Raw genomic sequence first — 14,185 nt, 5'->3', positions numbered from 1 at the left:
AGAAATGTTTGACTTGCTCATTTTGCTTTTTTATAGTGTGTGCTCACTCAAAATTTACGTTGGCGCTTTGTTTTGTTCAGTTTTCAAAGAGCAATAATGGTAATAATGGAGCGGGTGAAGAGAATCGAACTCTCATCATCAGCTTGGAAGGCTGAGGTTTTACCACTAAACTACACCCGCATTATATAATTATGAATGATTCCGAGAAATAATGGTCGGGAAGACAGGATTCGAACCTGCGACCCCTTGGTCCCAAACCAAGTGCTCTACCAAGCTGAGCTACTTCCCGTAAAATATGGTGCGCCCGGCGGGAGTCGAACCTACAACCTTCTGATTCGTAGTCAGATGCTCTATCCAATTGAGCTACGGGCGCTAATTTCTATGATGTTATTGGTGCGGCCGAGAGGAGTCGAACCTCCACGGGGTTTCCCCCACTAGGCCCTCAACCTAGCGCGTCTGCCATTCCGCCACGACCGCGAAAGCGACTTCGTAAGTTTAACACCTTTTCAACTTGTTGTCAAGTAGAAAGTTATGCGGGTGAAGGGACTTGAACCCCCACGCCTTGCGGCGCCAGATCCTAAGTCTGGTGCGTCTGCCAATTCCGCCACACCCGCGTAATAAAATGAAAATGGTGAGCCATGAAGGATTCGAACCTTCGACCCTCTGATTAAAAGTCAGATGCTCTACCAACTGAGCTAATGGCTCTAAATGAAAATGGCTGGGCTAGAAGGGATCGAACCTTCGCATGACGGAATCAAAATCCGTTGCCTTACCGCTTGGCTATAGCCCATCAATCAAACTCATTAACAGCTAGGTTAATATTATATCACTATAACATCACTTTAGCAAGAGTTTATTTTTAAAAAAATAATGGCGGTCCCGACGGGAATCGAACCCGCGATCTCCTGCGTGACAGGCAGGCATGTTAACCGCTACACCACGGGACCAGCAAATAACGTTACGAAAAAAGTGACCCATACGGGATTCGAACCCGTGTTACCGCCGTGAAAGGGCGGTGTCTTAACCGCTTGACCAATGGGCCTTAATTAAAATGTTTCTGGCGGAGAAGGAGGGATTTGAACCCTCGCGCCGCTCGCGCGACCTACACCCTTAGCAGGGGCGCCTCTTCAGCCTCTTGAGTACTTCCCCAAAAAAATGGCTCCGCAGGTAGGACTCGAACCTACGACCGTTCGGTTAACAGCCGAATGCTCTACCACTGAGCTACTGCGGAATAGTGAAAGTTGGTTCCCTTTTTATGCTCAAGGACCTTAGTGGTTGTCGTGAAGAACAAGTTGTTATCTTGTCGACTCTTATGATTATAAAGAGGTTCAGAGTTAAAGTCAAGACATCTTTTTCTTTTTTTTATTTTTTTATTTCTTTTTCTTTAATCCCTTGGTAAATCAACGTTCCTCGGCACTTTCCACAGACAAATCTCGAAGTATCAATTCTTTTTTTTCTTAAATATACCTGCTGACATTGTGCACATATATATTGAATTGTATTCCTTTTCCTCTTAACTTGATTCGAAGGCAAAGGCGAACAGAATCTTGGGGCTCCCGTTTTTTTGAGTAAATGCTTAAAGTCTGCATCCCGGTGCTGGTACCCTTTCTTCTCAAGATGGAGATGATAGTGACATAATTCATGTTTTATGATCCCAATCAATTCTTCCAAACCACGTTCCTCGAAATATTTCTTGTTTATTTCTATATTATGAGTACCAAGCAAGTACCTTCCACCTGTTGTGCGAAGTCGTGGGTTAAAACTAGCTTGATGCTTAAACTTCCTTTGAAAGTGATTCATCGAAATTTCCTCAACCAATTTTTGCAATTGTTGATTATCCATCTCCCACACTCCTTCCATGGTAACAAGACAACCTATTATAACATAGACTAATAAAACAACAGGAATCTTTGGGGAGGTTAGCGTTATGCCGAAATGGTTTCAAAACCAAATTAGAAGAGCTTTCTATGATAAGGATTATTATCAAGTGAAAATGTTGAATCAATGCTGGTTTTTTTATCAAAAAAAAGAAACGCTACATTTATGATCATGATTCTACTTACGTAGTGTTCGCTCTCCTATAAAAAAAACCCCTTCTAAAAAAGAAGGAGTCTTTTCATTCATTAATTTTGGTCCTTAGGTTGTAACATGGTCAGCGACACTCTCTGTTTTTGAGCATCAACTTGTTCCACCCAAACCGTTACTACGTCTCCGACAGCCACAACGTCCATCGGATTCTTTATAAAACGGTTACTAAGTTTGGAAATATGCACGAGTCCATCTTGTTTGACGCCAATGTCCACAAAAGCACCGAAGTCTACAACATTTCTCACCGTACCTTGTAGTTCCATGCCGGTCTTTAAATCTTCCATTTTCAAAACGTCCTTTTTAAGCAAGGGTTTTGAAAGCTCGTCTCTCGGATCTCTTCCCGGTTTGACCAAATCATCGATGATGTCTTTAATCGTTATTTCCCCGATATCCAACTCATCAGCCAATTCTTTCGGATTTAAGCTGACTAATTGTTTATTCAACTCATCACTACCAAGGTCATCAGAAGTGAAACCGATTTTCTTTAGCATTTTATTCACAGCTCCATAGTTCTCCGGATGGATGGCTGTTTGATCAAGCGGTTCCTTGCCATTTAGAATGCGTAAGAAGCCTATGCATTGCTCATATGTTTTTGCGCCTAGTCGAGGAATCTTTTTTAATTCCTTCCTACTTGAGAACTTTCCTTCTTCTTCTCTTTTTTTGACGATATTTTGTGCAACAGATTTTGATAACCCCGCTACATATTGTAATAGGGATGGAGAAGCGGTATTGACGTTCACCCCTACTTGGTTAACGGCTGTTTCAACCACGAAAGTAAGAGATTCAGATAGTTTTTTTTGTGAAACATCATGTTGGTACTGCCCTACTCCTACAGATTTAGGATCTATTTTGACAAGTTCAGCAAGTGGATCTTGTAACCTCCTACCAATCGACACAGCACTTCTTTGCTCGACTTGAAGGTCCGGAAACTCCTCACGGGCAATATCTGAAGCTGAATACACGCTCGCTCCCGCTTCATTGACAATGATATAGGAGATGTTCCCTTTCATTTCCTTTAGAATATCAGCAATGAACTGCTCAGACTCCCTAGATGCGGTCCCGTTTCCAATGGCAACAATCTCTACATTGAAGCGCTGAAGAATTTCTATCGTTTTCGTGCGGGCTGCTTCTTTCTTACCTACAGGAGGATGTGGATAGATTACACTAATGTCCATCACCTTTCCTGTCTCATCAATAACAGCCAATTTACAGCCCGTTCGATACGCCGGATCGAGAGCTAGCACCACTTTCCCTTTAAGCGGAGGTTGTAAAAGCAAATTCCGGAGGTTTTCCGAAAAGATATGAATGGCTTGGTCTTCCGCTTTTTCGGTTAGTTCTTTTCGGATTTCCCTCTCTATAGAAGGTAAAATCAATCGTTTGAAGCCGTCTTCTATGGCGACTTTAAGCAATTCAGCAACTTCGGACTGATTATTTTTAATCACTTTCCGTTCTAAGTAACTGATGATGATATCCGTTCGCGGCTGTATTGATATTCGTAAAATGTCTTCCTTTTCACCTCTATTAAGGGCTAAAACCCGATGCGGAACGATTTTATGAATGGGCTCCTCATATTCATAGTACATCTCAAAAATCGCTTTCTCATCCTTTTCAGCATTTTTCACGGTCGAGGTCAACTTGCCTGCCTTAAAAATCTCATCCCTGATCCATTTTCTTAATTCCGCATCATCAGAAAGTAATTCTGCAATAATATCCTGAGCACCTGCTATTGCTTCTTCTATAGAAGAGACTTCTTTTTCATCTGATATGAATCCCTCTGCTTTTTCACGGACGGAAGCATAAACCTTACATTCAAGTAACCATAATGCCAGAGGTTCCAGGCCTTTTTCCTTAGCAACCGTAGCCTTAGTCCTTCGTTTTTGCTTATAAGGTCTATAAAGATCTTCGACTTCCTGTAGCTTTCCTGCCTTATCGATTTGTAAAGCCAATTCGTCTGTCATCTTACCCTGTTCACTGATGGATCGGATGACTTCCACTTTTCTCTGACCAAGGTTCTCTAGGTAATTCCATCTGTCCATAATCGAACGGATCTGTACCTCATCTAGCGAACCCGTCATTTCTTTACGATAACGAGCTATAAAAGGCACGGTATTACCATCCTGGAGCATCTGTATGACATTCTGTACTTGATTGTTCTTTAAGGTTAGCTCATTGGATATTTGCTTAATCAATACGTTCAAAGAATCTTCTACCATTACCAATTCATAAAACCTCCACCCTTTTTGTTCTTCTATGTATAGTCTAGCAAATGAACGATCATTGTGCGAATTCGCATACAAAAAAGCCCACTTCCGTTTATGGCGAAAGTAAGCTTCCTAAAATAAGAGTTGTATCATCCGCTGTTTGTGGACAGCTTTCTAAAATACAACGAGCATTTTTTTCGATAGGAACCTTCCTCTTTAGAAACGATTTAGCTCCTTTGAGTTCCAGTCCATCTGAATGAAAAATAAATTTTGCGTTCTGTTCATATTTAAATCTCTGTGTCCTGTACTTTTGCTTTCTACCTGACAAATACCCGGTAACAGGGAGAGGATATACCAACTTGTCATCCATCGGATTATATAGGAAAAAGCGGATGTTCCCTACTGAACTGTAGACAAACTCCTTCTCTTCATAATAAATCTTCATGATGGCGACGGCCGCCCCCCGTTTAGCAATCAATACCTGATTACATACATCCATAAGTGACTCTACATCTAAATGATGATGCATTTTGACTTGCTCTATAACCGCGTGGGAAGATTCATATGCATGTTCCCCACTACCGAGACCATCAGCCAAAACACAAATAAAGTAATCTTCCTCATGAAGAAAGAAGTAATCATCACCACAAAAAACCATATTGTTTTTAGAGGTTTGAGAGACAAGGACTTCTATATTTTCTTCTCGCAAAATCTCTTTAATCACGGAATTAACTCCGAATTTTCAGCATTAATTGCCTCCTGAAGCTTTTTAATTGCACGACGTTGAAGTCTTGAAACATGCATTTGCGATATCCCAAGCTTGTCGCCCGCTTCTTTTTGGCTTAAGTTCTCTAAATACGTGTATTGAATGATCAACTTTTCGCGGTCACTCAATACATGGAGAACCTTTTCAAGTACTAATCGTTGGTTGACACGCTCGAAACCTTCGTCAACGTTTCCAAATATATCGAGTAACGTAACCGTACCGCCATCAGAATCTGCCTCGATGGAATGGTCAACGGATAAAGCTTGATAACTTTTTCCCATCTCCATTGCTTCCAAGACTTCTTCTTCGGCTACCCCAATATGGTCCGCTATCTCATCAATTCTTGGCGAACGATGCAACGTGGTCGTTAATTCCTCAACGGTCACTCTAATTTTCGGTCCAAGTTCTTTAATTCTTCTCGGAACATGGACACTCCATGTTTTATCCCGCAAGAATCTTTTAATTTCGCCGATTATCGTAGGAACCGCAAACGCTTCGAAGCTTTTACCGAAAGATTCGTCATATCGGCGAATGGCACCTAATAAACCAATCATTCCGACCTGAGAGATATCTTCTTGAAACGATTTCCCCTTTGCGTATTTCCTGGAAATCGTCTCCACTAAACCCTTGTAATGAATGACTAAGTTACTTTGTGCTTCATCATCCTGATTCAACTGATAGGCTCTGATCCATTCATTTACCTTTTCTCTTTGCGCTTGATTAGGTTGAGACTGTTTTTGCATCCATCTCCACCTGCTCTCCTTCTAAAAACTTAGTCATAAAAACCGTAACCCCTTCATGCTGGTGAATTTTCACATCATCCATCAAGGTTTCAATGAGGTAAAGGCCCAAGCCTCCTTCTCTTAAGAATTCGACTTTTTCTCCATGTTCATATGGTCCAAGCCCTTGACGTACCTCTTCGAAATTACAGCTTTCACCACTATCAGAAACCATTACTTCCAAACGATCAGGATAGAGCCCAAAACTTACTTTCACTTCGCCATTTTCTTTATCTTTATACGCATGCTGAACCGCATTCGTACAGGCTTCACTTGTAGCAATTTTCAAATCTTCAATTTCGTCGTACGCAAATCCCATTCGGCTACCTATCCCAGAAAGTGTTAAACGAATGACACCGATGAATTCCGGTTTTGCAGGTATTTTCATTTCGATGTAATCATATACTTGACTCATTCTAACCCACCCTCTGTACCACTTTTAATATCAATAATATCTGCAAGACCTGTAATATCAAATAAACGTCGTAACCTTTCCGATAGTCCTATTAAAGTGAATTCGCCATTATGTGCTCTTACGTTTTTAAAAGCACCAACGAATACGCCCAATCCCGTGCTATCCATATAGGATACTTCCTTTAAATCAATAATAATTGAAACATTCTCTTGCTCTGATAGTGGAAATAATGATTCTCTAAGCTTTGGTGCTGTATAGGCATCAATTTCGCCTTGAAGCTTAACTGTATATTCCGTGTTTAACTCATTAACATCTACTGCTATATTCATCCTTGACCCACCTCTTTACATCCTCATCAATTCTTATTTATATATACCCTTGATTTTCAAAGCTAAACATTCGCTTTGAAAATTATTAATGTAAAATCGTCCCGCAGTTGAAAATTCTGCATTTTCTCCAACTGTTTATAAAGATTATTCACTATTTCCTGCGGCTGTAAGTGCATGTTCTTCTTAATGAATTCTATAAGGGTTTCACGCTCTATGAAACCATCACTCGTACGGCATTCCGTTACCCCATCGGATAAAAGGATAATCATGTCACCCGGTTTTACGAATTTTTCATATTGTTTATATTTCGTTTTTTTATCCACGCCCAGCAGTAAACCTTTTGCATCCAAGTCACTGAAGGTTCCGGCAGACGCATCATAATAAAACCCTGGCTCATGCCCGGCCGATGCAAAAGTGAACCGCTTATCATGAGGGTTATATAAGCCATAAAACATCGTAATGAACATGCTTGGATCCACATTATGTTCAACGACGCGATTTAAACTTTCCAGTACACTCTTCGGTTCATGGCGGTGTTCCGGCAAGCTATCCATCGCGTATTTGATCATCGACATGCATAGGGCCGCAGGAATGCCTTTCCCGATTACATCCGCAATGCCTATTCCAATACACCCAAGTTCATCTTCAACAAAGTGATAGTAATCCCCATTCATCTGTCGGGCTGGTACACTTATCACGCCAACATCCAAGTTCTTGATTTCGGGTATCTTCGTTTCCAAAAGGGTGTGTTGTACCTTTGCCGCAATCTCTATTTCAGATTTCAGCTCCTGCTGTTGGTGCCTTAGACTCTGATGTTCACGATAAGCAATGCCATACCCCATCATGACTTCTAATAGAAAATCGAATGAATCCACCACTTTGGTTGGCAGATCCGGATACAATGCCATTAGATTATTTTTATGCATACTGATGATCTCTTCAGGGGATATATTATATTTAATATTTAATCTGCTGATTTTTTGACCCTGATAGAGAGCTTGTTCATTTTGATCTTTTAAATAGGTAGAAAGCGCCTCCTGGTACTTTTTATCCATTTTTTCTCTTATATCCATATTCCCTCCTAACGGAGCCACTTGATGGCGGAAATCTTAGTCCCCTCACCCGGTATCGACTCAATATCGAAATCATCCATTAAGCGTTTTGCTCCAGGCAGGCCTGCCCCCAACCCCCCTGAGGTCGTAAAACCGTCCTCCATTACTCTACGGATATCCTGTATACCTGGTCCGTTATCTTCTGCAATGATTTTCAAGCCCGACTTGCCGTTTACAAGCAATTTTTCCAGACTCACATTTCCTTGTCCTGCATATAAGTATATATTCCGTGCCAATTCGCTTATGGCGGTTGTGATTCTAGCCTGGTCTACCGTGCCAAAGCCCAGTTCTTTAGCGAAGTTCCTTCCAAGCTGCCTTGCAGCTACTATGTCCCACTCATTAATAATTTTTACGCAGGATTGGACCCCCATACACTAATCCCCCAATTCCTGTTGTAATTTTTCCAGGCCCTTCTCTAGATCTAAAGCTGTTAGGACATCTTCGAGACTAATTCCCAATTCTATTAAGGTGATAGCAACTGCCGGCTGGATTCCTGTAATGACAACCTTGGCCCCCATAAGCTTTGACATACTGAAAACATCTCCCAATACCTTTGCGATAAAGGAATCTATAAAATCAATGGAAGTAATATCAATCACCACACCATTGGCACTGGTTTCATGGATCTTATCCAATAAATCTTCTTGAAACTGAAGGGCAGTCATATCATCCAATTCCCATTGGATAGAGACTAGCAAACAGTCATAAAGCTTTAAAATTGGAATCCTCATATGTCTCTCTCCACCTCTACAATTTTTCGGCTCGTTAATTCCAACGCAACCTCTATTCCCTTCTTCAAGGTGTTTTTTGTAATTACCTCATTCAAGTTAATTCCTAGATTTACGATCGTTTGGGCAATTTCCGGCCGGATCCCGCATAATATGCACCTTGCCCCCACCAATCGAACCGCTTCTCCTGCTTGAATAATATGATGGGCTACCATGGTATCGACTACCGGCACACCCGTAATATCGATAAGAACGACTTCGGATCTGTGCTTGACCACTCCCGTCAAAAGATTTTCCATGATTTGCTTTGCACGTTCCGTATCAATTGTACCGACCAAAGGCATAACCGTGATGCCCTCCAATACGGGAATTAAAGGTGCCGAAAGTTCCTGTAAGGCCATTCTCTGCAACGAGACGGTCCTTTCCCAGGTTTGCGAATATATATTGACGATTTCATTACTTATCGGAGTCGACCATTTATTTAAATAATTAACCAGCTCCATTTGATTATCTGGAGATACAATACCTTTATCAGCCATACCTTGCATGACGATAATCAAGAATTTTTGAAATCCTTCATTGACGAAAGTAAGGGGCCACCCTAGTTGGACCACTTTCTCGGCAAAATCTGAAAGTTTCAACGTGAACTCCCTGTCCTTACTATCGACATGGGCGATTATCATATCTATAAATTCACTACTCGTTTGTGTGAACATCTTATCGGAGACAACTTTTATCAATCTCACATCTGTATTTTCCTTCATGATGTTCATCCATTCAGTTAGGATGTAGTCTTGGTTTTGTTTAATAAAATTGTAAACCAATTGATTCATAATACCCCTCCATTTTACCACAATTACTATGTTTTACCCTCTGCGTCACATCAATGTTACTGAACTGTAATCTTTTCCAATTTTAGTTTTATTTCAATCCTATATATCGATCCTTATCGTCCTAACACATCGTTTTACCCAAGATTCACATCAAGAAACATCAATGGAATGGAATGCCGTTGCAAGCACTTTACACCCCTTATCTAATTGTTATTCGTCAAAATCCTCCCATTTCCTGCTTAATGGTTATTTAGTAACTTTAATCGATAGCTTCACCATCATTTTTTGATAAACTGACCGATACACTCAAAAGTTTGTATGCAAAAAAACGATTCCTTTAGAAAAGGAATCGCCAGTTTTACCTTATAGAATTCGAATTATAATAACGCCCGTAATGACGGGAAACTTTTTCTTTAAAACTCAATCAGACCTAAGCTAATTTGCAGAGCTTCATTGACTTTTTGCATCATAGGATCGTCAAGATGTGTTATTTTATCAGTTAAACGCTGCTTATCAATTGTACGGATCTGTTCCAGTAAAATGACAGAATCACGTTCGAATCCGTACTTTTTCGCATTAATCTCAACATGTGTAGGCAATTTCGCTTTTTGAATTTGAGCTGTAATGGCTGCCACTATCACAGTCGGACTAAAGCGATTACCAATATCATTTTGTAGAATGAGTACCGGACGGGTTCCACCTTGCTCTGACCCTACTACCGGAGAAAGGTCTGCGAAGTACACGTCACCACGCTTTACAACAATCAATGGCTCAGCCTCCGCTAACTAAACGTTCAACGCAATGCCCAGCCTCGAACTCAGCTTGAAAAGCTTCAGAAGCAATCGTCAAATTAATGGCCGCCATTTCGATATAACCGCGTTTCATTGATTCGCGAAATTCTTTCTTTTTACGTTCGCGAAGATACATTTTTGTGGCACGATAAATAAATTCACTGCGATTAACATTTTCTTCACTCGCATACCCATCTAGTTCAGTTAAAAAATTTTGAGGTAATCGAATTAATATCTCTCTTGTTGCGCTGGATTCAGACACAAACATACACCTCCACCATCACTACACACCTTTATTATATATCCTTTTCAATATTACCATTAAAATTCCTATCTGCAAAGAGTATATTCCATTTCTCCATTCTATTATCAGCATAATAATGGATTTCTTATTCACAAACTTTGGATTTTCTTACAATCCCGTCTATCCTAATAGTATATTGCGTACGTGGCTAAACATGCCGTTTTTCAGATATAACCGTGGAACTCTCGCTCCTAACATGCATGTTACCTCATAATTGATCGTTTCAAGCTTGGCCGCTATTTCATCCACCGATATCGACTCATTTCCATTCTCGCCAATTAGGGTCACTTCCGTTCCCACCGGGAAAGGACGAGGTAATTTGATCATACACTGATCCATGCAAATCCTGCCTACGATGGGGACCCTTTGTCCTTCTACAATAACTTCCTGCCCTTGAAGCTTACGGATCCAACCATCGGCATACCCGATCGGCAAAGTAGCAATCCATTCATCCTCACTAGCCGTATACGTAGCTCCGTAGCTGACACTATCGCCCTTAGCGAGTTGCTTAACGGCGACGATCTTGGTTTTTAAAGAGATCGCCTGTTTCAACGGAAATGGTAAAAGACCAAGCATTTCTTGGGAGGGGCTTAACCCATACATGGAGATTCCCATTCTGATTGCATTGAAATCGGCTTCAGGGAACCTTAAGGACGCTGCACTATTAGCAGCATGAATGTAAGGAGGTTTCCTATTCAATACCGATAGCATTTTTTTGAATAATTCAAGTTGCTTTTCATAATAATCCGTATCGAGTTCATCTGCCGTTGCAAAATGAGTGAATACCCCTTGAAAGTTGAAGCATTCTTCCTGTTGAATTGAACTTTCCAATTCCTTTAGCTGTTCTGTCGTACGGACACCAATCCTGCCCATCCCACTATCCACTTTCACATGAACGTCCAGAACCTGCCCTGCCTTGAGTATATGACTTGCCTTTATTAACCAATCACGATCAAAAACTGTCAACGATATGCCATGTCCGGCAGCTATCCCAGCACTTTCGGGTCTCGAAGCCCCTAGAACTAAAATGGGAGCGATTATTCCCTTTTCTCTTAATGCTAGTGCCTCATCAAGAAACGCGACACATAAAAAGTCAGCACCTGCTTGCAATGCAGTTTGAGCCACTTCGTAATCTCCATGACCATATGCATTTGCTTTGACCACAGCAAACAGACTAACACTGGACGGTAGTCTGTTCTTCATGGTTGAAATATTTTCATACACACTATCTAAGTTCACTTCTGCCCAAGTATCACGATGAAACCCTTGTGTTTCCAAAACCCGTTCCTTCTTTCTGACATCACCAATAACGATTTCTTCTCATTATAGAAGTTTGTTTTTTATTATAGCCCATTCTATTACTAACGGATAGAAAGATAAAGTGCTTTTTTTACCCAAATTTTATATACCGACTAAACGCCCGATTACTTCAGTAAAGATATATTCTTCTATTCAATGGCAAGCCAAGGCCCTCCCAGCCCAATGTAATTGTGGGAAAGCCTAGCTTGATTGAATTCTTCGCCTTACTTAACAGAATCTCCACCAACAGAACGGGCTATTTCTATCATCTTTTCCTGTGTTAAGTCCTTCGAAGCTAACATGTAATCCACACCGTCAAAGGTCCAGGCTACTGTATTTCCCGTCATCGCCCCCACTGTAAAACCTAAGTCGACAGGCTCTCCATTGACATTGGTAGAAACAGAGGTTTGGACTACTTTTGCTTTTTCTTGCACTAATGTAAAACTAGTTGACCCTTCATAGGTCAGGATGACACGATCTCCCCCATCAGCTGCGATTTTCTTTTCTTCTGTTAGATTCATATCATCAAGATTGGATGGATATTTAACGGAAAATCCTTCATCCTTCACTTCTGCCATGACAGGAGCTTCAAGTTGGGCACTTGTCATGTTCTTTTTCATATCGAATGCATCCTTGTCGAATGTCGTATCAAATTTCACTTTAGAGAATTCCACCAGGACTAATGCTGTTTTATCCGGATCCATGACCTTAACGCTTACCGGGGATAGGTCCTTTTTATTGAGTGTGATTTCTTGAAAAGGAAGCATCTTATTGTTTTGGTAGCGTGTTTTGGTCTCGAAAACATAATGCTTATCCGTTTCTTTATATGTTGCGCTTTTATCTTCCGTGATATCTTTCACCAATGATTCATACAAATAGGCCTGGCTACTGTTTTCCGGCCATTCACTTTGAAACTTGAAGCTTTTGTTCAAAGCAGGCGTCAGTACATACACACCATCATCGTTTTTCAAAATCATTTGGCTCTGGTCCTTCTCTTCATTTTTTAGATTCACTCGGTAAAACGCAGGATTTTTATGCCAAATTTCCACAGTGTACACTTGAGGCTCCGTCCCCATCTTCAGCGTCATTTTCGCGTTTGCTTTATACCCCTTCATTTCCCCAATCTTTTCATTTAAATCGCTCACTACATCACCCTGTGATTTTTGGCCGCAAGCAGAAAGAGCAAGCAAGAGCATGATCCCTGCAAAAAGCATTACCATCTTCTTCATCTTTTCAACCCCTTTTTGTCATTTGAACGTAAAAGGGAGAGGAAAAGGCAGGATCCGGACATTGGCTCGACTGATGACTTGCATCCCAAGATTTTAGACACGACTTTTCCCGTCCCGCCAAAACCTTTTTGAGAGCACCTACTCTGCCATGTACCTTTTACCGGGCCTTGTCTCCCTATAGCACTAAATGTATATGAGACAACCTTGAGGTTTATGACCCGATAAGACAAACTCAATCAGTCCCCTTCAACTACGACTTGTGCAATCGCATAGTCACGGCTATGACTGATTGAAAGATGGACACCTACAGAAAATGGCTTCATAATCATGGGCTTTCCATTTCCATCTGAAACAATTTCTATATCCAAGAAAGATAGATGCTTCCCAATTCCAGTCCCCACAGCTTTTGAAAAGGCTTCCTTGGCAGCAAAACGGCCAGCAAAATACTCAATCTTCCTTCTGCCTTGCAACTTATCAAACAGTAAAATTTCTGTATCGGTTAATATGCGATTCTTGAAGCGAGGCTGCCGACTAAGCAGCAATTCAATCCTATCCAACTCCGTTATATCCACACCAATTCCTTTAATCACTTCAACACCTCTTCTACTAAGTTACTTTCTTGCATATTATCAGAGGACGATACCTCCTAAAAAATGATATTATATGTATAGAAATCCAATACTAAGGAGAATTCCATGTTTACAAGAACAGAAAGTTTTCGCGAATACGTGTCTTCTTATCGCGCCGTAACCGGCCTCATGTTCATGATGATGATCGTGTTTGTTTTCAACCTATTCCCTTTGTTTCCTGGTAATGTTCTTTTTTATTATGGTACAGGCGTGAACCTGTACATTGCCGAGGGCCAATGGTGGCGTTTGATTACACCTATTTTTCTGCATGGGACGTTTACACATTTACTTTTTAATGGGTTTTCTCTTGCCATCTTCGGTCCAGCCCTCGAAAAATACCTTGGCTTTGTTAAATTCGCCATCTTTTTTTTAATGACCGGTATCCTAGCCAATATCGCCACTTACTTGTTACTGCCACTCACATATACACACGTAGGTGCAAGCGGCGCAATTTTTGGCATACTAGGCTTCTACCTCTATCTTGTCCTCTTTCATAAAAGCAACTTTTCCACCAATGAAAGAAATACGGTTTATACGTTAACAGGCATTGCAGTAATTATGACATTTATTCAGCCACAAATAAACATTGTCGGTCATTTAGCGGGACTGGCTGCCGGTTTTTTGACAGCGCCCCTTTTCTGGAGAAAAAAATGGTAAACCGAACAGCCGACTCTAAATACGG

The 14,185-nt window shown here is 41.0% G+C and carries 17 protein-coding genes and 11 tRNA genes; 2 read left to right on the top strand and 26 right to left on the bottom strand.

All coding sequences use genetic code 11. The features are described from left to right. Positions 1–106: 106 nt before the first annotated feature. From ACIQXH_RS20125 to ACIQXH_RS20070, 12 genes are all read right to left on the bottom strand, one after another. Positions 107–180 (bottom strand) — tRNA-Gly (locus ACIQXH_RS20125). Between the two features lie 32 nt (positions 181–212). Then, positions 213–289: transfer RNA gene (locus ACIQXH_RS20120), tRNA-Pro, on the bottom strand. 7 nt (positions 290–296) lie between these two features. After that, positions 297–373: transfer RNA gene (locus tag ACIQXH_RS20115), tRNA-Arg, on the bottom strand. 18 nt (positions 374–391) lie between these two features. Beyond that, positions 392–477, bottom strand: a tRNA-Leu gene (locus ACIQXH_RS20110). 55 nt (positions 478–532) lie between these two features. After that, positions 533–614: transfer RNA gene (locus ACIQXH_RS20105), tRNA-Leu, on the bottom strand. 15 nt (positions 615–629) lie between these two features. Then, positions 630–705 (bottom strand) — tRNA-Lys (locus ACIQXH_RS20100). A 10-nt stretch (positions 706–715) separates the two neighbouring features. Further along, positions 716–790 (bottom strand) — tRNA-Gln (locus ACIQXH_RS20095). Positions 791–871: 81 nt separating this feature from the next. Next, positions 872–947, bottom strand: a tRNA-Asp gene (locus ACIQXH_RS20090). 23 nt (positions 948–970) lie between these two features. After that, positions 971–1,042: transfer RNA gene (locus ACIQXH_RS20085), tRNA-Glu, on the bottom strand. Between the two features lie 16 nt (positions 1,043–1,058). Further along, positions 1,059–1,149: transfer RNA gene (locus tag ACIQXH_RS20080), tRNA-Ser, on the bottom strand. 7 nt (positions 1,150–1,156) lie between these two features. Further along, positions 1,157–1,231: transfer RNA gene (locus ACIQXH_RS20075), tRNA-Asn, on the bottom strand. 131 nt (positions 1,232–1,362) lie between these two features. Continuing rightward, on the bottom strand, positions 1,363–1,842 hold the full coding sequence (locus ACIQXH_RS20070) for a SprT family protein (RefSeq protein WP_402875966.1): 480 nt from the start codon (positions 1,840–1,842) through the stop codon (positions 1,363–1,365). 85 nt (positions 1,843–1,927) lie between these two features. Between ACIQXH_RS20070 and cmpA the strand changes: the two genes are divergently transcribed. Beyond that, positions 1,928–2,047, top strand: coding sequence for a cortex morphogenetic protein CmpA (gene cmpA, locus ACIQXH_RS20065; protein WP_402875969.1), 120 nt, complete (start codon positions 1,928–1,930; stop codon positions 2,045–2,047). Between the two features lie 76 nt (positions 2,048–2,123). Here cmpA and ACIQXH_RS20060 read toward each other — a convergent pair whose 3' ends face one another. The 14 genes from ACIQXH_RS20060 to acpS all read right to left on the bottom strand — a co-directional run bounded on the left by ACIQXH_RS20060 (position 2,124) and on the right by acpS (position 13,464). Continuing rightward, positions 2,124–4,301, bottom strand: a complete 2,178-nt coding sequence (locus ACIQXH_RS20060) for a Tex family protein (RefSeq protein WP_402959823.1) — start codon at positions 4,299–4,301, stop codon at positions 2,124–2,126. Positions 4,302–4,401: 100 nt separating this feature from the next. Next, positions 4,402–4,947 (bottom strand): PP2C family serine/threonine-protein phosphatase, encoded by a 546-nt coding sequence (locus ACIQXH_RS20055; protein ID WP_402959825.1) that lies wholly within the window; start codon positions 4,945–4,947, stop codon positions 4,402–4,404. A gap of 62 nt (positions 4,948–5,009) precedes the next feature. Then, on the bottom strand, positions 5,010–5,798 hold the full coding sequence (sigB, locus tag ACIQXH_RS20050; protein ID WP_402875971.1) for an RNA polymerase sigma factor SigB: 789 nt from the start codon (positions 5,796–5,798) through the stop codon (positions 5,010–5,012). Then, a complete protein-coding gene (rsbW, locus tag ACIQXH_RS20045; RefSeq protein WP_402875973.1) occupies positions 5,776–6,249 on the bottom strand; it encodes an anti-sigma B factor RsbW in 474 nt (157 codons plus the stop codon). Before rsbW ends, sigB begins: the two co-directional genes overlap by 23 nt. Beyond that, positions 6,246–6,578 carry an anti-sigma factor antagonist gene (locus tag ACIQXH_RS20040; RefSeq protein ID WP_402875975.1) on the bottom strand — a complete coding sequence of 111 codons (333 nt, stop codon included), beginning with the start codon at positions 6,576–6,578 and terminating at the stop codon, positions 6,246–6,248. Before ACIQXH_RS20040 ends, rsbW begins: the two co-directional genes overlap by 4 nt. 62 nt (positions 6,579–6,640) lie before the next feature. Beyond that, a complete protein-coding gene (locus ACIQXH_RS20035) occupies positions 6,641–7,651 on the bottom strand; it encodes a PP2C family protein-serine/threonine phosphatase (protein ID WP_402959795.1) in 1,011 nt (336 codons plus the stop codon). Between the two features lie 8 nt (positions 7,652–7,659). After that, positions 7,660–8,061, bottom strand: a complete 402-nt coding sequence (locus tag ACIQXH_RS20030; RefSeq protein ID WP_402875978.1) for an anti-sigma regulatory factor — start codon at positions 8,059–8,061, stop codon at positions 7,660–7,662. Positions 8,062–8,064: 3 nt separating this feature from the next. After that, entirely contained in the window at positions 8,065–8,421 is a 357-nt protein-coding gene (locus tag ACIQXH_RS20025; protein WP_402875980.1) for an STAS domain-containing protein, read from the bottom strand. After that, entirely contained in the window at positions 8,418–9,251 is an 834-nt protein-coding gene (locus tag ACIQXH_RS20020) for an STAS domain-containing protein (RefSeq protein ID WP_402959799.1), read from the bottom strand. The genes ACIQXH_RS20025 and ACIQXH_RS20020 overlap by 4 nt, the downstream gene beginning before the upstream one ends. Positions 9,252–9,664: 413 nt before the next feature. Further along, the gene (locus tag ACIQXH_RS20015; RefSeq protein ID WP_402876030.1) at positions 9,665–10,015 is read right to left on the bottom strand and encodes a type II toxin-antitoxin system PemK/MazF family toxin; all 351 of its coding nucleotides are present in this window, start codon (positions 10,013–10,015) and stop codon (positions 9,665–9,667) included. 7 nt (positions 10,016–10,022) lie between these two features. Next, the gene (locus tag ACIQXH_RS20010) at positions 10,023–10,304 is read right to left on the bottom strand and encodes a CopG family ribbon-helix-helix protein (protein WP_034306380.1); all 282 of its coding nucleotides are present in this window, start codon (positions 10,302–10,304) and stop codon (positions 10,023–10,025) included. Between the two features lie 162 nt (positions 10,305–10,466). After that, positions 10,467–11,624, bottom strand: coding sequence for an alanine racemase (gene alr, locus ACIQXH_RS20005; protein WP_402959801.1), 1,158 nt, complete (start codon positions 11,622–11,624; stop codon positions 10,467–10,469). A 245-nt stretch (positions 11,625–11,869) separates the two neighbouring features. After that, positions 11,870–12,874 (bottom strand): LolA family protein, encoded by a 1,005-nt coding sequence (locus tag ACIQXH_RS20000; RefSeq protein ID WP_402959803.1) that lies wholly within the window; start codon positions 12,872–12,874, stop codon positions 11,870–11,872. A 236-nt stretch (positions 12,875–13,110) separates the two neighbouring features. Next, positions 13,111–13,464, bottom strand: a complete 354-nt coding sequence (gene acpS, locus ACIQXH_RS19995; RefSeq protein ID WP_402875988.1) for a holo-ACP synthase — start codon at positions 13,462–13,464, stop codon at positions 13,111–13,113. Positions 13,465–13,569: 105 nt separating this feature from the next. Here acpS and ACIQXH_RS19990 point away from each other — a divergent pair, with 105 nt between their 5' ends. Beyond that, on the top strand, positions 13,570–14,160 hold the full coding sequence (locus ACIQXH_RS19990) for a rhomboid family intramembrane serine protease (protein ID WP_402875990.1): 591 nt from the start codon (positions 13,570–13,572) through the stop codon (positions 14,158–14,160). The last annotated feature ends 25 nt before the right edge of the window (positions 14,161–14,185 follow it).

Source organism: Peribacillus sp. NPDC097225 (assembly GCF_044761955.1).
GTDB lineage: Bacteria > Bacillota > Bacilli > Bacillales > DSM-1321 > Peribacillus.
This window is presented reverse-complemented; position numbering and strand designations above follow the sequence as displayed.